The following is an 18,977-nucleotide window of genomic DNA, read 5'->3' on the forward strand; positions in this document are numbered from 1 at the left end:
GTGTGGAGGGTGGTATGTGGACGGCAGTTCATCATACGAATGATGTCTGCGCAAGGATCGACTGAGATCACGCCGGTGACCCGATGCCGACGCGAGGGCGGCGCAGCTCAGCCGAGGATGCTCCGGAGATAGGCCAGCCCGTCCCCCGCGAGCCGGTCCGGTGACGGGGCGAGCGGGCGCCAGATCGAGGCGGCGGTCGCGATCGTCGCGTTCTCCGGGGTGAACGACTCGATGCAGATCGCACCCCAGTAGCCGGTGGCGGCCAGGGCGGCGAGGAGCCGGGGCCAGTCCAGGTGATCGGACCCGGGCGCCCCCCGGTTGGTGCCGCTGACCTGTACGTGCTTGATGTGCGGACCCGCCGCGGCCAGCGCCGCGTACGGGTTCGCCTCCTCGATGTTCATGTGGTACGTGTCGATCATCAGGCCGACGTTCGACGGCAGGCCGTCGATCATCTCCACGGTCTGTTCGAGCGTGTTGACGACGCTGGTCTCGTACCGGTTGAGCGCCTCGACCCCGATGGACACGCCCCGCTCGGCGGCCCGGTCGGCGACCGGTACCAGCGCCCGACGAAAATCGGCGTAACAGGTCGCGCGCTCCGTCGGCGTCATCCGCCAGGTCCGGCCCACCGACGCGTAGACCGGACCACCGACGCACGGCGCACCGATGATCGCCGCACTGTCGACGCAGCTGTCCAGGTACGCCACCGTGGACTCGACCACGGTGGGTGCGGCATTGACCAGTTCCCGGCCGGGCGGGGTTACCGCACAGACGCCGGCTGCGGCCAGTCCGTACCTGGCGAGCAGGTCACGAACGCGGTACGGATCCCAGTCGCCCGGCTGCTCGATCGGCAGTTCGACCGCGTCGAAGCCGAGCGCCGCGATCCGTGGGATCAATGCGGTCAGGGCCTCGTCGTCGACCGGCGAGGTCCACACCCAGGGATTGACACCGACGGCACGCACCGGACACCTACTTCCAGCGCTGCGGGTAACCCGGCAGGTCGGTGCAGCCGCACATCGCGTAGTGCAGCGGCGGCATGTTCGGGTCGAGATAGCTGTCCAGGTTCTCCTGAGTGATCGTCGGCTGGGGCAGCTTCCACGGGGCGGACACCTGCTGGCCGTCGAGGATCCGCAGCGCCGCGATGATCGGCGTACGCCACTGGTAGGTCGGGTACGTGGGCGCGATGGCGGTGAGCCCCTCGTCCTTCCACATCTTCAGGAAGTCGAGCTGGTCCTCGCCGTTGATCGGAGGCACCGGCTGACCGGCGTCCTGGAACGCCTCCACCGCCGCGACGGCAACCGCGCCCGCGTCCATCCAGACGCCGTCGATGGTGCCGTGCCGCTGGATGTAGTCGTTGACGATCTTCTTGGTCTTGGCCGGGTCGCCGTCGGTGAACTCGACCCCGACGACGTCGACCTGAGCCTTGTCGAACGCGACCTTCGCGGCGGACCAGCGGGTCTCCAGTACGTCGACGCCGGGCAGGATGCGCAGCGCGAGGACCTTGCCGCCGGGCTTCATCTGCTGGCTGACGAACTCCGCTCCGACGTGACCGAACCCGTACCCGCCGATCGGGTTGATGAACGTCACCGGGCAGTCGGTGTCCACGCCGCGGTCGAAGACGATGACCGGCAGGCCGGCGTCGCAGGCCGCCGTCACGGCCGGGGTGAGCGTGGCGGTGGTGTTCGGCGAGACGATGAGTGCGTCACAGCCCTTCCCGAGCAGGTCGTTGATGTCGGCGATCTGCTTCTGGTCCTTGCCTTCGGCGTCGACGTGGACGAACTCCTTGATCCGGTCGCCCTGTGCCTCGACCTCGGCCTGCATGGTCTTGAAGCCGACCTGCCGCCACGGGTTGTTCAACGCCGCGTTCGAGAAGCAGATCTTGTGCGGGCCGTCCTTCTTGAACTTGGCGGTGTCCACCATCTTCGGGTTGAGCACCTGCTCCCACGGCTTGTCGGCCGGTCCGGTCGGTGCGGCGTCGAGCAGCGCGAGTTCGTTGTCGTAGTCGGCCTGCACGAAGAACTTCGACTGCTCGCCGGTGCCGGCCCCGGCGGGTGGTGCGGAGGAACCGGACGGGGTCGCAGCGGGCTCGTCGGTGGCACAGCCGGCGAGTGACACCAGGAGAAGCGCGGCCGTGGCCGCCATGCGTCGTTTCATTGAAAGACTCCCCTTATCTCGACTTATCTCGACGTGGAACGTCGGGCTGAGACCGCCACGGCGAACAGGATGATGGCGCCCTGGACGGTCGGTCTGAGTGCGCCGGAGACGCCGTAGAAGTTCATGAGCGTGAAGAGCAGTTCGAGGGTCAGCGCGCCGAGCATCGCGCCGACGACCGAGCCACGTCCGCCACCCAGGGCGACCCCGCCGAGAACGACCGCGGTGATGGCTCCGAACTCCAGGCCGGCACCGGCCTGGAAGGACACGCCGCTGTAGCCGCCGATCAGGATCGCCGCGAAGGCGGCGGCGAGACCACTGAGCATGAAGGCGATGGTCCGGGTACGGCGCACCCGGGCGCCGCTCAGCTCCGCCGTACGCGGGTTGTCCCCGACCGCGACCAGGACCCGGCCGAAGTCGGAGCGCATCAGCAGCACCGCGAGCGTCGCGAGGACCAGCAGGACCAGCAGGGCGTACGGGATGCGGCCGAACACCGGCACGTCCTCGAACGCACGCCGGCCGAAGCGACGGAACTCCTCGGAGAGGCCGCCCTTGGGCGCGCCGTTGGACCAGAGGTAGACCGCACCCACCAGGATCAGGAACATGCCGAGGGTGGTGATGAACGAGGGCACCCGTAGTCGCGTCGTGATCAGACCGTTGACCAGCCCGACGAGCACCCCGCCGGCGAGCAGCACCAGCACCACCGGCCAGGTCCGCGACGGATCGCTGTCGATCAGCCGCGCGGCGACCACGACCTGCGCGGTGACCAACGAGCCGACGGACAGGTCGAACTCGCCGGAGACGATGACGAAGTACTGACCGGCGGCGAGCAGGATGAGCGGCGCCGACCGGCCGAGGAACGACATCAGGGACGCTGGAGCCAGGAAGTCGGGTTGGCGCACGGTGACCAGGACCAGCAACACCGCGAGTATCGCGAGCAGCGGCAGGAGGCCGCCCCGGCGTACCCGGGTCAGCTGGGGCGGCAGCGGGCGACGCTTGACGAGCTGCATGTCAGACGGCCGCCTTTCGCATGGCCCGACGGGCGTAGACGGCCACGGCGGCGATGATGATGGCCCCCCGGATCACCTGCTTGAAGAAGGCGTCCACTTCGAGCTGGTTGAAGATGGCGTCGATGCTGGCGAGCAACAGCACGCCACCGAGCGTGCCGACGACACCGCCACGGCCACCGGCGAGAGCGGTGCCACCGATGACCACGGCGGCGATCGACTCCAGGTCGTAGAGACCTTCGGTGCCCACCCGGGGGGCGCCCGAGCCGAGCCGACTGGCCAGATAGATCCCGGCGAGCCCGGCGCAGAGCGAGCAGAGCACGTGGGCGATGACCAGAACCCGGTCGTTGCGGACGCCGGAGAGCCGGGCCACCTCCGGATCGCCGCCGACAGCGATCAGATGGTGACCGAACCGGGTCCGTACCAGCGCGAACCAGCATGCCCCGGTCACGGCGAGAAGCAGCAGGAAGGACAGCGGTACGGGGCCGATGCGTTGGTAGCCGAGGCTCTGCACGAGCCCGGGTGAGGTGCTGCCGGCCGGACCGTCGTAGCCGTTGTCGAGGTATCCCTTGAGCAGCAGCCCGACGCCGAGGGTGGCAATGAAGGCGTTGATCCGCAGCCTGGTGACGAGCAGCCCGTTGAGCAGCCCGACAGCGGCGCTGACGGTCAGCGCCAGACCGATCGCGGGCAGCAGCGCACCGTCGCTGCCGTTCATCGTCTCGGCCGCGACGAGGGTGCTCAGGCTGATCACGTACGCCACCGAGAGGTCCAGCGAACCACCCAGGATGACCAGGGTCTGACCGACCGCGACGAGGCCCAGCCCGGCGGCGACGTGCAGCAGGCTCACCGTCGTCGACTGGTTGAACAGCTGACCGCCGTCGAGCATGACGATCAGCCAACCGAGCGCCAGCGTGATGGTCAGCGCCACGAACACGCCTGGCAGGGGCCGTCGAGCCGGCCGCAGCGACAGAAGGCTCACGCCGCCGCCTCGCTTCGCTCCGCGGCGGCGCGAGACGCCACGCTGCTGAGCCTGATGGTTCGCTCGCTACGCTCACTCACGCCGCCGCCTCCCGTACGGTGCCGACCGCCAGGGCGACGACGTCCTCCTCGGTGGCGCCGGCGGGCAGCTCACCCGCGACGCGGCCGTCGCGCATGACGAGCATCCGGTCACTCATGCCGAGCAGCTCCGGCAGCTCGGACGAGATCATCAGCACCGCCGCACCCGCCCGGGCGAGCCGCCGGACGAGATCGTGGATCGCCGACTTCGCGCCCACGTCGATGCCCCGGGTCGGCTCGTCGAAGAGCAGGATCAATGGTTCCAGTGCGAGCCACCTGGCCAGCACCACCTTCTGCTGGTTGCCGCCGGACAGGAACCGGATCTCCTGGCCGTCACCGGCGGCCCGGACCTCCACCGCGGCGAGCAGCTCGCGGACGCGCGCGGTGCGCGCGGCGCGGCCCGAGCGGGCCGGGAAGACCGCCCGGCTCGCGAGCAGCGCGTTGTCGAGCACCGACTGCCGGGCGGCGATGCCCTCGCCCTTGCGATCCTCGCTTACGTACGCGACGCTGGCCCGAGTCGCCGCGCGCGGTGAACGCAGCCGCGCCGGCCGGCCGTCGATCGTGACCACGCCGGTGGTGAACGGCTCGACCCCGAACAGCGCGCGGGCCAGCGCCGATCGTCCGGAGCCCTGGAGGCCACCGACCCCCAGCACCTCACCGGCGCGCAGGTCCAGGTCGACATCGCGTAGCTTCCGGTTCCCGCCACCCCGCACGGCGAGCCGGACCGCACCGAGGTCCTCGGGAGCGGCCCGATCCGGGTAGTAGCTGGACAACTCCCGGCCGACCATCTGGCGTACCAGGTCCTCCGCCGTGGCGTCGGCGGTGCGCATCGTCCGCACCAGGCGGCCGTCCTTGAGGACCGTGATCCGGTCGGACAGGTCGAAGACCTCAGTCAACCGGTGCGAGACGTACAGCAGGCCGATGCCCTGCTGTTGCAGCCGTCGCACCAGGCCGTAGAGCAGTTCGACCTCGTGGTCGGCCAGCGCGGCGGTGGGCTCGTCCATGATGAGCAGGCGCGCGTCGAGCGCGAGCGCCTTGGCGATCTCCACCACCTGTTGCTGGGCGACACCGAGGCGGCCCACCACGGCATCGGCGGGCAGTTCCGTCTCCCCGATGGTGGCCAGCAGTTCCCTGGTGCGGCTGAGCATCTGTCGCCGGTCGACCAGGCCACGCCGCCTCGGCTCATGGCCCAGGTACACGTTCTCCGCGACGGTGCGCTCCGGCAGAAGGTTGAACTCCTGGTGGATGATGCCGATGCCGGCCCGCTGCGCGTCACGCGGGCCGCCGAACACGCGTGCCTGCCCGGCGAACTCGACGGTGCCGCCGTCCGGGGCGTATCCACCCGAGACGATCTTCATCAGGGTCGACTTGCCGGCACCGTTCTCCCCCACCACGGCGTGCACCTCGCCTGGGGCGACGTCGAGGTCGACACCGTCGAGGACGCGTACCCCGAAGAAGGACTTGCCTATGCCCCGCAGGGTCAGCAGCGCCGGGGGTCGAGCCGACATCAAGAATCCTCACGGATAGTAATCGCCAAGGGCATCGGTGCGCCACCTCAGAATTCACTTAGGACCGGCCGGTCACCTGGCTTTAGTTATCGGAAGCGAAGCTTCCTGTTGTCGTGCTCAAACTTTCGCTTGACATGACCGAAACATCACACGTATGAAGATAGATGCTCGGGGATAGGTACGCAATCCCCGATCTCCCGGACTCCCGACCGGGCTGGTGGCAGGCAACGATGCCGGGTCAGGTCCACTGGGGAACGCAGGCGCCGATGATCAGCCCCATCCATGTTGTCGTTAACATCAATTTATGTCCATATCCATACTATTTAGGCTCCTTGCCACCACGGGGCCCGGAACCCACCCGGCCGTGACTCTGCGTCACATCCAGCGGCGTCACATCGGTGCGACGAACCGTGCGACGACGACCGCGCACGCACCCCGTCGTGCCACCAGGCACCACCCGACGTGCCGTGGGAGGTGACCGGACCCGTGGTCGCACCCCCTGTTGCTCCGCCCCGACGAGGAGACGGCATGCGTCGTAAGACAGCCATCATCGGGCTGATCACCGGTCTGTTACTGGCGCTCGCGCTGGTCCAGCCGGCATCAGCGGCTCCGGCCTTCCGCGCCCTGTTGTTCACCAAGACCACCGGCTATCGGCACGACTCGATCCCCGCCGGGGTCTCGATGTTCCAGCAGCAGGCCGCGTCCGACAACTTCGAACTGGTACACAGTGAGGACTCCAGCGTCTTCACCGCAGCGAACCTGGCCACCTTCGATGTCCTGATCATGTTCCAGACGTCCGGCATGGTGTGGACCTCGGCCAGCCAACGTCAGGCGGTGGAGGGCTTCCTCGCCAGCGGCAAGGGCATCGTGGCCATCCACAACGCCACCGACATGGGGATCGAGGGCGAGTACCCCTGGTGGGACCAGACCATCAACGCGGGTGCGCACATGCCGGAGCACTCCCCCGGCGTCCTGCCCGGCACCGCCATCGTCGCCGACAAGAAGCACCCGTCGACGGCCAGCCTGCCGGATCGCTGGAACCGCAGCGAGGAGTGGTACAACTTCGACAAGAACCCGCGCGGTGAGGTGCACGTCCTGGTCACCGCCGACGAACGCACGTACAACCCGGGCCCCCGGGCGATGGGCTCCGACCACCCGATCTCCTGGTGCCGTAACACCGGCGGTGGCCGGGTCTGGGCCACCGCGATGGGCCACGCCGCGGCGTCCTACAGCGAGACCCACTTCCGTAACCACGTCCTCGGCGGGGTGAAGTGGGCCGCCGGCAACGAGCCGGGCGACTGTGGTGGCACCGTCTGGGGCAACTTCGAGAAGCGGACCCTCGACAGCAACACCGTCGACCCGATGGCGCTGGCCGTGGCACCCGACGGCCGGGTGCTCTACGTCCAGCGCGGCGGCCAGGTCAAGATCTTCAAGCCGAGCACCAACAGCACGGTCACCGCCGGCACGCTCAGCGTCTACACCGGAGGTGAGGACGGGCTCACCGGGCTGGCGCTCGACCCGAACTTCGCCAGCAACGGGTACGTCTACCTGTACCACGCGCCGGCCAGCAGCTCGACCGACGTCAACCGGGTCTCCCGATACACGCTCAACGGCGACACGTTGAACATGTCCAGCGGGGTGACCATCATCGACGTCCCGGCCTACCGGGATCGGACGTACCCCGAGCCCGGCCACACCGGCGGGTACATCGCCTTCGGGCCCGACGGCAACCTGTACATCGGCACCGGCGACGACGTCGCGCCGAACCTCGACCCCAACTGGCAGGGCTACGCCCCGCTGGACTGGCGCTCGGGGAAGCACATGCTCGACGCGGCGCGTACCGCCGGCAACACCAACGACCTGCGCGGCAAGCTGCTGCGCATCCGTCCCTCCACCGGCGGCGGCTACACCATCCCGTCGGGCAACCTCTACCCCCAGGGAACGGCGCAGACCCGGCCGGAGATCTACGCAATGGGCTTCCGTAACCCGTTCCGCTTCTCGATCGACCCGGCCAACGGCTGGGTCTACCTGGCCGACTACGGACCGGACCGGAACCCGCCGACCACCAACCGGGGGCCCGAGGGTCTCGTCGAACTCAACGTGATCAAGACGCCGGGCAACTACGGCTGGCCGTTCTGCCACGGCGACAACCAGCCGTACGCGCCGTACAACCCGGACACCGGCCAGGTCGGTGCCAAGTTCAACTGCGCCGCGCCGGTAAACAACTCGCCCAACAACACCGGCCTGACCAACCTCCGGCCAGTCGTCGCGCCCAACATGTGGTACGGCTACGGCGCCTCGCAGAACTTCCCGGAGGTGGGCTCGGGTGGCTCGGCGCCGATGGGCGGACCCGTCTACCGCTACGACCCGGAGAACCCGTCGGCGACGAAGTTCCCGCCCTACTACGATGGCGTGCACTTCTTCTACGAGTGGTCGCGTGACTACATCAAGGAGATGCACTTCGACTCCGCGTCGGCGGTCACCCGGATCAACCCGTTCCTGCCCACCGCCCAGTTCAACAGCCCGATGGACCTCGAGTTCGGCCCGGACGGCTCGCTCTACCTGCTGGAGTGGGGCACCAACTTCGGTGGCGGCAACAGCGACTCCGGTCTCTACCGGATCGACTACGTCCAGGGCGGCCGGTCACCGATCGCCAAGGCCACCGGCACTCCCACCAGCGGAAACGCCCCGTTGACCGTGCAGTTCTCCAGCGCCGGGTCGTCGGATCCCGACCCCGGCGACACGATCAGCTACCAGTGGACGTTCGGCGACGGCACCACCTCGACGGCGGCCAACCCGTCGAAGGTCTACACCAGCAACGGCAACTACACGGCGCAGTTGAAGGTCACCGACAGCTCGGGCAAGACCGGCTTCGCCAACGTGCAGATCACCGTCGGCAACACCGCTCCGGTGGTCACCATCACCACGCCCGCCAACGGTGGCATGCTCACCTTCGGCGACCGGGTCTCGTACCAGATCACCGTCTCCGACCCGGGCGGCGCACCGATCGACTGCAGCAAGGTCTTCCTCAACCCGGCGCTCGGGCACGACGACCACGCGCACGAGACCACGGACTACGCCGGCTGTTCCGGGACCATCCCCACCGACCTGCTCGGCGGACACCCGGACGGCGCCAACCTGTTCTACGTGCTCAACGCGCGATACACCGACGACGGTGGGGCGGGCGGCGCGGCCCCACTCACCGGCCGCGCCCAGGTGATTCTCCAGCCCAAACACAAGCAGGCCGAGTACCACAGCAGCCAGTCCGGCACCCGGATCATCGACCAGGCCGGCGCGGAGAGCGGCAAGCGCATCGGGGACATCTCCAACAACGACTGGGTGGCGTTCACCCCGATGAGCCTGTCCGGCATCAACACCGTGAGCTACCGGCTGTCGTCGCCGTCCGGCGGCGGATCGATCGAGCTGCGGGCCGGTTCGCCGACCGGCACGCTACTGGCCACCACTCCGGTGCCGAGCACCGGCGGCTGGGACAACTACCAGTCCACGCCACCGGTGAACGTCACGTCCCTCGCCGGCACCCACACCCTGTACCTGGTGTTCAAGGGCAGCGCCAACAACTGGTTCGACCTCGACTCGCACACCTTCGGTGGTCCTGGAGTGGGCGTCGGTGACACCGGCGGCGGGATAGCCGGCCGTACGTGGACGCTCACCGCACAACACAGCAACAAGTTGATGGACGTCAGCGGCGTCTCCACCGCCGACGGCGCGCAGATCCACCAGTGGGCCGCCACCGGTGGCAACAACCAGAAGTGGCAGGCGGTCGACGCCGGCGGCGGCGCGGTCTATCTGCGGGCCGTCCACAGCAACAAGTGCGCGGAGATCATCGGCGGTTCCACCAGCGCCGGCGCCTTCCTTCAGCAGGCCACCTGCAACAACAGCAACCAGCAGAAGTTCACCGTCACGTCCACCGCAACCACCGGGGTCTACACGGTGAAGAGTGTGCTGAGCGGGCTCTGCATCGATGTCAACGGCGGTGCCACCACCGACGGCGCCCGCCTGTTGCAGTGGACCTGCCACAGCGGCACCAACCAGCAGTGGCGGTTCAGCCTGGCCTGACCATCGCGACCCACCGCGACCGTCAGGGACGCCTCGGTCGGGACCGGTTCTTGGAAAGCGGAGCCGGTCCCGACCCGGGACGTACGGCGCCACCGTCACATCGCCGCAGGCAACGAAGGGCGACGGCCGACTTCGACCCAGGCCCTGACCGGTGATAGGTGCGCCGGGCTCGTCCCGCGCCGGTGCGGTCAGGCCCGCCAACCACTTCCGTACCTCGACATCCGCCGCGGTGCGGTGTTCAGGAACGTTCAGCGGGCCGAGGCGAGCAGACCGGCGGTGGCCAGTGACCGCCAGAGTTCGTCGGGCACGACCGCGTCCGAGCGCCGTACGGTCTCCGCCATCTGCGTTCCATTGCGGACGCCGACCACGGTCGACACCACGGCCGGGTGCCGACGGACGAAGGCGAGCGCCGCCTGCGGCAGGGTGACACCGTGTGCTTCGCAGACCTCGGCGATCCGCCGCGCCCGCTCGATCAGCTCCGGCGGCGCCTGCTGATAGTTGTAGAACGCGTCGGCCGGCGGGCGGTCCCGCGACAGCAGTCCCGAGTTGTAGACGCCCGCGATCACCACACCCACCCCCCGACTCGCCGCGAGCGGCAACAGGTCACCGGCCGCGCCCTGTTCGAGCAGGGTGTACCGGCCGGCGCACATCATCACGTCGACGTCGGTTTCCCGAACGAACCGCGCGAGCATCGCCGACTGGTTCATCCCGGCCCCGATCGCGCCCACGACGCCCTGGTCGCGCAACTCGACCAAAGCGGGCACGGCCTCGGCGGCGGCCTGCTCCCAGTGATCGTCGGGGTCATGCAGGTAGGCGATGTCGATCCGGTCCAGGCCGGTCCGCTCCAGGCTGGCCTCGATGGAACGGCGTACCCCGTCGCGGCTGAAGTCCCAGACCCGGCGATGGCTCGCGGGCACCTCGAACCCCTCGGGGTCGCGCAGGTGCGCGTCCTGCGGAGACGGCTCCAGGAGTCGCCCCACCTTCGTCGACACCACGTACTCGTCGCGTGGCCTGTGTCGCAACGCGCTGCCCAGGCGACGTTCGGACAACCCGAGGCCGTAGTGCGGCGCGGTGTCGAAGTACCGCACGCCGGCCGCCCAGGCGGAGTCGATGGCGGCGACGAACTCCTCGTCCGTGGTCACCCGGTAGAGGTTGCCGCCCTGTGCCGCGCCGAAGCCCAGCTCGGTGAGGCCGATCGCCGGACGGCGCGGCAGGGCGTGTGTCCTCACGACGCCCCCAGTCGGTAGGCACGCCGGGCGGTGCCTGCCCAGAACGCCGCCCGGTCGGTCGCGTCGAGGTCGCCCAGCAACTCCGTGACCGCTTCGATCCAGCGGGGGTACGAGGTGGCGAGCAGGCACACCGGCCAGTCCGAACCGAACATCAGCCGCTGCGGCCCGAACACGTCGAGTGCGTGGTCGACAGCGGGTCGGAGATCGGCCACCGCCCAAGGTGACCGGGGCACCTCGGTCGTCAGGCCGGACACCTTGGCCGTCGTGTTGGGTGCTTCGGCGAGGGCCCGCAGGTCCCGCTTCCAGTGGTCGAACTCCCGGGTGCCCAGCGCGGGCTTGCCGAGATGGTCGAGGACGAAGCGCACCTCGGGCAGGTCCTGCGCCAACCGGGCGGCCATGGGCAGCTGGTGTTGCCGGACCAGCAGGTCGAAGACCAGGCCTGCGGCGCCGACCGCGGCGATGCCCCGGCGGACGTCCGGGCGGTCCAGGTAGGCCGGGTCGGTCTCGCTCTGCACGAGGTGACGGACGCCGACCAGGCGCTGCCCACCGGGCGCCGCGCGCAGGCGGTCGAGGCGATCGGCGACGTCGTCGGCCGTCAGGTCGACCCAACCGACGACACCGCCGACCAGGATGTCGTCGGCCGCGACCCGGAGCAGGTCCACGGTCTCCCTCGCCGAGGCGATGGACTGTACGACGACGGTGCTGGTGACGCCCGTCGCCCGGGCCAGCGGGGCCAGGTCGGCCAGTTCGAAGTCGGCGTCGATGGCCGCCATGGTCACCGGGTCGATCCACGGCTGCGGATGCCGTGCCCGGACCCACAGGTGGTGGTGGGCGTCGACGATTCCGGCCGACCCCGGAGCTACCTCGGTCATCGGCCCAACCATCCCCCGTCGACCGGCAGCACGATCCCGTTGACGTAGTCGGAGGCCGCCGACGCCAGAAACACCGTGGCACCACCGAGGTCATCGGCGACGCCCCACCTGCCGGCCGGAATCCGGGCGAGGATCGCCTGGTCGCGCTCCGGGTCCGCACGCAGGGCCCGGGTGTTGTCGGTGGCGATGTAGCCAGGGGCGATGGCGTTCACGTTCACCCCGTGCGCCGCCCACTCGTTCGCCAGGGCCTTGGTGAGACCAGCCACGCCCGACTTCGACGCAGCGTACCCGGGCACCGTGATGCCGCCCTGGAAGCTGAGCAGGGACGCGGTGAAGATGATCTTCCCGTGGCCGCGCTCGACCATCGTCCGACCGACCTCCCGACTCAGCACGAACTGGCTGTTCAGGTTCACCTCGATCACATGATCCCAGAGTTCGTCGGGGTGATCGACGGCCGGGGCGCGGGCGATCGTGCCGCCGTTGTTGACCAGGATGTCGATCGGGCCGAGCGCGACCAGCTCGTCGGCGAGCCGGCGCACGGCCGCCCGATCGGCCAGATCGGCGCGCAGCGCGGTGAACCGCCGACCGGCGGCCCGCACCCGGCGCCCCACCTCGCTCTCCTCCGGTTCGAGGTGCGCGGAGACACCCACGACGTCGGCACCGGCCTGGGCCAGCGCCTCGGCCATGGCCAGGCCGATGCCCCGCCGGGCGCCGGTCACCACAGCGGTTCGTCCGGACAGGTCGAACAGATTCGTCACCGGTCGCCCTCCCGCCAGTCCAGCAGCACCTTCATGACACCGCCGCCCTCCAGCGCGGTGAACGCCGCGGTCGCCGCCTCGGGCGGCTCGACCCGGGAGATCAGCTGCCGTGCCGGGATCGCGCCGGAGGCGACCAACCTGATCGCCTCCGCCATGTCGTCGCGCTGGTACAACCGGGCGCCGAGCAGTTCCAACTCGCGCCAGAAGAACCGGTGCAGGTCGACCTCCCGGGGCCGGGGATGGATCGCCACCATCACCAGCCGACCCCGGGCGGTCAGCACCTCGACCGCGGTGGCGACACCCGCCGCAGCGCCGGAGACCTCGAAGGCGACGTCGGCACCCGCACCGTCGGTCCGGTCGGCGACCAACGCCGCCACGTCGATCGCGCCCGGGTCAACCGCCTCGATCCCGATTTCGCTTGCCACGGCGCGGCGAGCCTCGTCCGGCTCGACGAGCAGTACCCGCGCACCGCGCCCCTGGGCGACGGTGCCGATGAGCACCCCGATCGGCCCGCCGCCGACGACGACCACATGATCGCCTGAGGCCACCTTTCCACGCCGCACGTCGTGCACGGCGACGGCGACCGGTTCGACGAGTGCGCCCTGATCGAGCGGCAGTTCCTCGGGCAGCGGCAGGACCAGTTCCGCCGGCACGTTCCAGGCGGACTGCATGGCGCCGGGCGAGTCGATGCCGAGGAAGTTCATGGCGTGGCAGATGTGCGAGTTGCCGCGCCGGCAGGCGGCACACCGCCCGCACCACCTGGTGGGCAGCACCGTCACCGGCTGGCCGATGGACCAGCCGGTGACGTCCTCGCCCAGCGCCGCGATCCGCCCGGACATCTCGTGCCCGATGATCGCGGCGGCGCCGACCCGATTGTCCATGTCGCCGTGGTAGATGTGCAGGTCGGTGCCGCAGATCCCGGTGTAGGCCACCGAGATCCGCACTTCGCCGCGTCCGGGTGCCGCCGGCTCACGTTCCTCGATTCCGAGGTGCCGTGCTCCCCGGTAGACCACTGCCTTCATCGATCCTCCGTATCAACGACCGCACGCCGCTCGTGCCGCCGGCCACCACCATCGGGTCCGTTCAGTGACTTCCGGTCGGCGACACCTGGTTGCTGTTGTGTGCCGGGGTGGCCGCCGGGGCCAGCGGGAAGCCAGCCGCGGCGGGCAGGACGCCGTCCGTCGCCGCCAGCAGCCGTCGCCCGGCCTGCTCCGGCCGGACGTTCGGGCCGTCGACCGCCGGTGCCTGGGGGTGCCGGTCCACGGCCCGGATCCGCTGTTCGTCCACTCGGAGGCCGAGGCCGGGCGAGTCGCCCAGGACGAAGACCCCGTCCTCGACGTGCATGTCGACCGAGACACCGACCGGCGGCCAGAGGTCCTGCAACTCGCTGGTCAGGTGGTTCGGCACCGAGGTGGCGGCGTGCAGCAGCCCGAGCGGGCTGTTGCCGATCGGGCTGACCGGCAGGTCGTAGGCATGCGCCAGGGCGGACACCCGCAGGAAGTGGGTGACTCCCCCGACCGCGGACGTCTGGACGACGTCGACCGCGCCGGCGGCGATCAGCGGCCGGTACTGCTCGAGCCCGGTGAGGTTCTCCCCGGTGGCGACGGAGGCGCGCACCCCTCGGCCGACGGCGGCGAGCCCGTCGGCGTCCCAGCGCCGAACCGGCTCCTCGATCCAGATGAGGTCGAGGGTGCGTTCGAGTTCGCAGACGTGCCGGACGGCCTGCTTGCGGGTCCACGCCTCGTTGACGTCGAGCATCAGGCCCGGCCGCAGTCCGTGGCCGGCCTCGGCCAGGACCTCCTTGACCAGGTGGAGCCGGTGTCGGTCATGCTCGATGTCGAGACCGCCCTTGAGCTTGGCGGCCCGCAGCCCGTGCTCGGCGTAACGGGTGTACGCCGAGACGAGTTCCTCGTCGGTCAGGGCGATGTCGAGCCCGGACGCGTACGCCGGCACCCGGCGGTCGCGGCCGCCCAGCAATCGCCACAGCGGCTGGCCGGCCGCCTGCGCCTTGATGTCCCACAGTGCGGTGTCGAGTGCGCCGATGGTGCCGAACACCGGGCCCGCGTGACCGGCCTTGAAGGTGTGGCGCAGCATGCGGTCGTAGAGCGTCGTCACCGCGCGGGGATCTTCACCGTCGATGGCCTCGAAGATTCGCTCGATCTCGACGTGCGGGCCGATGCCGACACCCGACAGCCCCTCGTCGGTCTCCACGACGACGATCGGCACCGGGACGATTCCGTCGGCGAGGACGCCGTTGGCGTCGCCGACCGGGCGCCCCCATTCCTGGACCGTGGTGAGCGTCCGATATCCGGTGATGCGCATTTCAGCCCTTCGTGGAGCCGGCGGCGACGCCGTCGGCAATCTGGCGCTGGAGGAAGAGGTAGACCACCAGGACCGGTATCGCGGCGATCAGTACGCCCGAGGCGAAGGTGGGGATGTCGTCGGAGTACTGACCGCGCAGCGAGGTCACGCCGACCATGAGCGTGCGGTGATCCGCCGACGGCATCATCACCAGCGACATCAGGACGTCGTTCCAGCAGAACAGCGCGTTGAGGATGCCGACCGACAGCAGGGCCGGGGTGCCCAACGGCAGCATGATCCGGCGGTACACGCCGTACACGCTGTTGCCGTCGATCCTGGCCGCGTCGATGACCTCCCGCGGAATGGTCTTGTAGTAACTCGTCATCAGGAAGACGGTGAAGGGCAGGAACTGTGCCACGAAGACCAGGACCAGTCCGGGGTACGTGTCGATGAGGGCGGTGTCGGCCATGATCCGGGCGAGCGGCACCATGATCACCTGGAACGGCACGAACAGACCCGCGAGGCAGCCCAGGAACAGCACCGAGGAACCACGGAACCGAAGCTGGCTCAGGGCGAAGCCGGCCATCGACCCGAGCAACAGCAGCAGGACCACCGACGAGGTCACCACGATGAGGGAGTTGACGAAGTAGCGGTCCATGCCGACGCTGTTCCATGCCGTGCTGATGTTGTCCCAGCGCAGGGTGTCGGTCAGCGAGAACCGGTCGAGGATGTAGTCGCGGCGGGTCTTCATCGCCACGTTGACGGTGAACAGCAGTGGGTAGATCGTCGCCAGCGCGAGCAGTGACATCGGAACGGCCAGCAGCCACCGACTCAGTCGTACGCGGGACATCAGTCCTCCCCTCCCGCCCGCCTGAGCAGCTGCACCTGTAGCAGCCCCACGACGAGCATGATCACGAAGAGCACCGTCGACGCGGCCGAGGCGAGGGCGGGCCGATTCATCTGGCCCTGCTGGATCCAGATGTAGTACTCCGGGAGGTAGGTGGATCCTTCCGGCCCGCCGCTGGTCATCACGTAGAGCAGGCCGAACATCGAGGTCAGCATCCCGACCATGGTGGTCACGGCGACGAACGCGATGGTGCGGGACAGGCCCGGGATGATCACGTGCCGGATGACCTGGGGCAGCGACGCTCCGTCCACCCGGGCCGCGTCCAACAGCGCGGCGTCCAGGGTCGCGAACCCGGCCAGGAACACCACAAGCGCCATGCCGAAGGTCGCCCAGATGTGTACACCGACCACCACGAACATCGCGACGTCGGGATTCCCGAGCCAGTCCACCGGGCTGATGCCGACCGCCTCGAACACGGCGTTGACGGGGCCGTCGAAGGCGAGCAGCAGGTTGAAGATCGCGCCGACGATGACCGGTGAGAGCACCGCCGGGAAGAAGTAGACGCTGCGGTAGAAGCGATGACCCGGTACCCGCAGGTAGATGAACGTCGCGAGCAGCCCGGGGATCGCCACCGCCACCGGGAGCAACAACACCAGCAGCCCGACGTTGCCCAGCGCGGTGCGGAACAACGGGTCATCGATCAACTCAAGGTAGTTGTCGAAGCCCACCGTCGTACCGTTGCGCTCGCCGTCTCCGGTGAAGGAGAAGTTGACGCCGAGCAGCAACGGGTACAGCCGCAGCACCACGATGATCAGGATGGCGGGTGCGACCAGGACGTAAGGGGCGAAGCGCTCGGCCCGCGAGCCGCCGCGGACGGGCCGTGACCCGGCGCCACGACGGGGGCCCGCTGACCCGGCCGCCGCCCCGTCGGTCCGTCCGGGGGGAACCGGACGGACCGACGGCTCTGCGTTTCCGATCGGCACGAAATCAGCCCGCCTGGTCGGAAGCTGCCAGCTGCTTCACCGCCTCGTCGACGCTGATCGACCCGCTGAGCAGTTGCTGGGAGACCCGTCCCATCAGATCCAGGGTCTTCGAGGAGAGCGCCACGTGCAGGGCGGGCTTACCGCTCTGCAGCGCGGCGACGATCGTGGCGGCGGCCGGACCGGCCTGCGACACGTCGATGGTGGTGTCGGCGGCGATCGCGCCGGCGTCGGCGTAGAACGCCTGGAGCGCCTCGGTCGACGTCAGCGATCGCACCAGGTCGGCGGCGACCTTGGGATCCTTGGTCCACTTCGCCACCGCGTATCCGATGCCACCGTCGTAGGCCAGGCTCGGCGTGGTGCCGGCGGTGACGACCGGAGCGCCCATCACGCCGAGCTTGTCGGGCGTCAGGAACTCGTTGAAGTCCTTCCAGTGCCCGACGTCCGACATCAGCCCGATGACGTGCGCGGCCTTGGCGGACTGGAAGAGTGCGAACGAGTCGTTGAACATCGCGGTCGAGTTGGCACCGTCGTTGTTCAGACCGGCGTCGCCGGCTTCCTTCCACAGCTCGAAGATCCGCTTCACGTTTGGCGAGTTCCAGTTGCGCTTGCCCGCGATCCAGTCGTCGTACTCCTGGGCGGTGAGAATGCCGGAGCCCAGCGCCGACATCCAGAACTGGATTCCGGCGCCCTCCTTGTTGCCCAGGGCGAAGCACTTGGCGCCGGCCTTGTCGATCGCGGCGCAGTCGGCGAGGAACTTGTCCCAGGTGGTGGCGGGGCTCGCCGGATCGAGCCCGGCCTTCTCGTAGAGCGCCTTGTTGTAGTAGATGGGGTGCCCCTGCAGCGTCACCGGAGCGGCATAGGTCTTGCCGTCCTTGCTGAAGGCGTCCCAACCGGCGAGCCGCTGCTTGTCCTCGGCCACATACTCGTCGAGGGGCACCAGCGCGTCGACCCGGTCGCGGATCTGGCCGCCGCCGTTGAAGAGCATCACGTCCGGGCCCTTGCCGGACTGAATGGCCGCACCGAGCAGCGTGTAGTACTGGTCGAACGGCTGCGCGACGAACTCCACCGTCACGTCGGGGTGCTTGGCGGCGAAGTCGGCCTTCGCCTTCTCGATGTAGGGTCCGGCGGAAGGCTCACCGGATTTCCAGTCCCACACCACCAGTTTGTCGGTCGCGCCACCGGAAGAGGAGCCCGTGTCGGTGGCACTTCCACAACCTGCCGTCGCCAGTCCCACAACGAGGACGGCTGACCACAATGCTCGTTGTTTCATCGTTGTTCACCTCTGAGGGGAATGGCTGACGGCCTGCCGCAGCCAACGTGATCAAGAACGTAACTCGTATGACGTCTGACGTCAACAGTCCGCCGTACACTGGCCCTGGACGTCGCGGCACGACGAGCCAATCGGAGGGGGACATGACGCCATCGCAGGAGACGGCCCTGGAAAAACTGGCCGCCCCGGCCTGGGCGCGCCGCCCCACCAACCTCGCCACGGCGGTCACCGCCGAGCTGGTGGAACGCATCGTCCGCGGGGTGCATCCGTCCGGCACGGCACTGCCTCCGGAACCAGTGCTCTGTGAGACCTTCTCCGTCAGCCGGACGGTCGTCCGGGAGGCGGTGAAGATCCTTCAGGAGAAGGGGCTGGTGCAGGTCCGTCAGGGCGCCGGCACCATGGTCACCCCGGCCTCGATGTGGGACATGCTCGACGAACTCGTCCTCGGGGCCACCATCGCCGAGGACGACAGCCTTTCCATCCTCGACGACGTGGTGGTGACCCGGCGGCTGCTGGAGTCCGACATGGCACACGTCGCCGCCCGGGTCGCCGATGAGGAGACCGTGGACCGCCTGCGCGCCCTGGTCGACCGGATGGACGAGCTCGTCGGCGACACCGTGGCCTACCATGAACTCGACCGTGCCTTTCACGACACCGTCATGCAGGCGTCCGGGAACCGCATCGCTCGTGGCGTCGTGCAGGCGCTGGAGAGTCAGGTCGTGAACACGGCGCGGTACACCGGCCGCACCGAGCGGTCGCTCTGCGTCGCCTCCAACCGTGGACACCGACGTGTCTACGAGATGATCGCCGCCCACGACCCGGAAGGGGCCGCGGCGGCGATGTTCACCCACATCACCGAGGCCTGGGTGGTCCGCCGCAGCGGCTCGGGCAAGCCGGACCGCCTGCAACGCTGATCCGGGA

15 protein-coding genes are annotated in these 18,977 nt (G+C 69.1%); 2 read left to right on the forward strand and 13 right to left on the reverse strand.

The genetic code is table 11. The features are described from left to right. Positions 1-107: 107 nt before the first annotated feature. The 5 genes from AB0J93_RS07910 to AB0J93_RS07930 all read right to left on the reverse strand — a co-directional run bounded on the left by AB0J93_RS07910 (position 108) and on the right by AB0J93_RS07930 (position 5,719). Positions 108-959, reverse strand: a complete 852-nt coding sequence (locus tag AB0J93_RS07910) for a sugar phosphate isomerase/epimerase family protein (protein ID WP_363919267.1) — start codon at positions 957-959, stop codon at positions 108-110. A gap of 7 nt (positions 960-966) precedes the next feature. Next, entirely contained in the window at positions 967-2,151 is a 1,185-nt protein-coding gene (locus AB0J93_RS07915; RefSeq protein WP_363919269.1) for an ABC transporter substrate-binding protein, read from the reverse strand. A gap of 23 nt (positions 2,152-2,174) precedes the next feature. Next, on the reverse strand, positions 2,175-3,158 hold the full coding sequence (locus tag AB0J93_RS07920) for an ABC transporter permease (RefSeq protein ID WP_363919271.1): 984 nt from the start codon (positions 3,156-3,158) through the stop codon (positions 2,175-2,177). A gap of 1 nt (position 3,159) precedes the next feature. Further along, positions 3,160-4,134: an ABC transporter permease gene (locus tag AB0J93_RS07925; RefSeq protein ID WP_363919273.1), complete on the reverse strand. Its 975-nt coding sequence runs from the start codon at positions 4,132-4,134 to the stop codon at positions 3,160-3,162. A gap of 76 nt (positions 4,135-4,210) precedes the next feature. Beyond that, positions 4,211-5,719 (reverse strand): sugar ABC transporter ATP-binding protein, encoded by a 1,509-nt coding sequence (locus tag AB0J93_RS07930; protein WP_363919275.1) that lies wholly within the window; start codon positions 5,717-5,719, stop codon positions 4,211-4,213. Between the two features lie 528 nt (positions 5,720-6,247). Here AB0J93_RS07930 and AB0J93_RS07935 point away from each other — a divergent pair. Further along, a complete protein-coding gene (locus AB0J93_RS07935; RefSeq protein ID WP_363919277.1) occupies positions 6,248-9,796 on the forward strand; it encodes a ThuA domain-containing protein in 3,549 nt (1,182 codons plus the stop codon). Positions 9,797-10,044: 248 nt separating this feature from the next. Here AB0J93_RS07935 and AB0J93_RS07940 read toward each other — a convergent pair whose 3' ends face one another. From AB0J93_RS07940 to AB0J93_RS07975, 8 genes are all read right to left on the reverse strand, one after another. Beyond that, on the reverse strand, positions 10,045-11,025 hold the full coding sequence (locus AB0J93_RS07940; RefSeq protein ID WP_363919279.1) for an aldo/keto reductase: 981 nt from the start codon (positions 11,023-11,025) through the stop codon (positions 10,045-10,047). Beyond that, on the reverse strand, positions 11,022-11,897 hold the full coding sequence (locus AB0J93_RS07945) for an amidohydrolase family protein (protein WP_363919281.1): 876 nt from the start codon (positions 11,895-11,897) through the stop codon (positions 11,022-11,024). The genes AB0J93_RS07940 and AB0J93_RS07945 overlap by 4 nt, the downstream gene beginning before the upstream one ends. Continuing rightward, the gene (kduD, locus tag AB0J93_RS07950) at positions 11,894-12,655 is read right to left on the reverse strand and encodes a 2-dehydro-3-deoxy-D-gluconate 5-dehydrogenase KduD (RefSeq protein ID WP_363919283.1); all 762 of its coding nucleotides are present in this window, start codon (positions 12,653-12,655) and stop codon (positions 11,894-11,896) included. Before kduD ends, AB0J93_RS07945 begins: the two co-directional genes overlap by 4 nt. Then, complete coding sequence (locus tag AB0J93_RS07955; protein ID WP_363919285.1) at positions 12,652-13,677, reverse strand: alcohol dehydrogenase catalytic domain-containing protein; 1,026 nt, start codon at positions 13,675-13,677, stop codon at positions 12,652-12,654. The genes kduD and AB0J93_RS07955 overlap by 4 nt, the downstream gene beginning before the upstream one ends. 61 nt (positions 13,678-13,738) lie before the next feature. Beyond that, a complete protein-coding gene (locus tag AB0J93_RS07960; RefSeq protein ID WP_363919287.1) occupies positions 13,739-14,977 on the reverse strand; it encodes a mandelate racemase/muconate lactonizing enzyme family protein in 1,239 nt (412 codons plus the stop codon). A gap of 1 nt (position 14,978) precedes the next feature. Next, complete coding sequence (locus tag AB0J93_RS07965; RefSeq protein WP_363919289.1) at positions 14,979-15,806, reverse strand: carbohydrate ABC transporter permease; 828 nt, start codon at positions 15,804-15,806, stop codon at positions 14,979-14,981. Beyond that, on the reverse strand, positions 15,806-16,609 hold the full coding sequence (locus AB0J93_RS07970; protein WP_363919291.1) for a sugar ABC transporter permease: 804 nt from the start codon (positions 16,607-16,609) through the stop codon (positions 15,806-15,808). Before AB0J93_RS07970 ends, AB0J93_RS07965 begins: the two co-directional genes overlap by 1 nt. Before the next feature lie 181 nt (positions 16,610-16,790). Continuing rightward, positions 16,791-17,942 (reverse strand): extracellular solute-binding protein, encoded by a 1,152-nt coding sequence (locus AB0J93_RS07975; protein ID WP_363919293.1) that lies wholly within the window; start codon positions 17,940-17,942, stop codon positions 16,791-16,793. A gap of 257 nt (positions 17,943-18,199) precedes the next feature. On the opposite strand from AB0J93_RS07975, the gene AB0J93_RS07980 reads away from it, so the two are divergent. Further along, positions 18,200-18,970 (forward strand): FadR/GntR family transcriptional regulator, encoded by a 771-nt coding sequence (locus AB0J93_RS07980; RefSeq protein ID WP_363919295.1) that lies wholly within the window; start codon positions 18,200-18,202, stop codon positions 18,968-18,970. Positions 18,971-18,977: the final 7 nt, after the last annotated feature.

This window comes from Micromonospora sp. NPDC049374 (assembly GCF_040677165.1).
In the GTDB taxonomy this organism is placed as follows: Bacteria; Actinomycetota; Actinomycetes; order Mycobacteriales; family Micromonosporaceae; genus Micromonospora.

Coding starts and splice junctions, on each gene's coding strand:
- AB0J93_RS07915 (WP_363919269.1), bottom strand. CDS start 2,151: ATGAAACGACGCATGGCGGCCACGGCCGCGCTTCTCCTGGTGTCACTC.
- AB0J93_RS07920 (WP_363919271.1), bottom strand. CDS start 3,158: ATGCAGCTCGTCAAGCGTCGCCCGCTGCCGCCCCAGCTGACCCGGGTA.
- AB0J93_RS07930 (WP_363919275.1), bottom strand. CDS start 5,719: ATGTCGGCTCGACCCCCGGCGCTGCTGACCCTGCGGGGCATAGGCAAG.
- AB0J93_RS07935 (WP_363919277.1), top strand. CDS start 6,248: ATGCGTCGTAAGACAGCCATCATCGGGCTGATCACCGGTCTGTTACTG.
- AB0J93_RS07945 (WP_363919281.1), bottom strand. CDS start 11,897: ATGACCGAGGTAGCTCCGGGGTCGGCCGGAATCGTCGACGCCCACCAC.
- AB0J93_RS07955 (WP_363919285.1), bottom strand. CDS start 13,677: ATGAAGGCAGTGGTCTACCGGGGAGCACGGCACCTCGGAATCGAGGAA.
- AB0J93_RS07960 (WP_363919287.1), bottom strand. CDS start 14,977: ATGCGCATCACCGGATATCGGACGCTCACCACGGTCCAGGAATGGGGG.
- AB0J93_RS07965 (WP_363919289.1), bottom strand. CDS start 15,806: ATGTCCCGCGTACGACTGAGTCGGTGGCTGCTGGCCGTTCCGATGTCA.
- AB0J93_RS07980 (WP_363919295.1), top strand. CDS start 18,200: ATGACGCCATCGCAGGAGACGGCCCTGGAAAAACTGGCCGCCCCGGCC.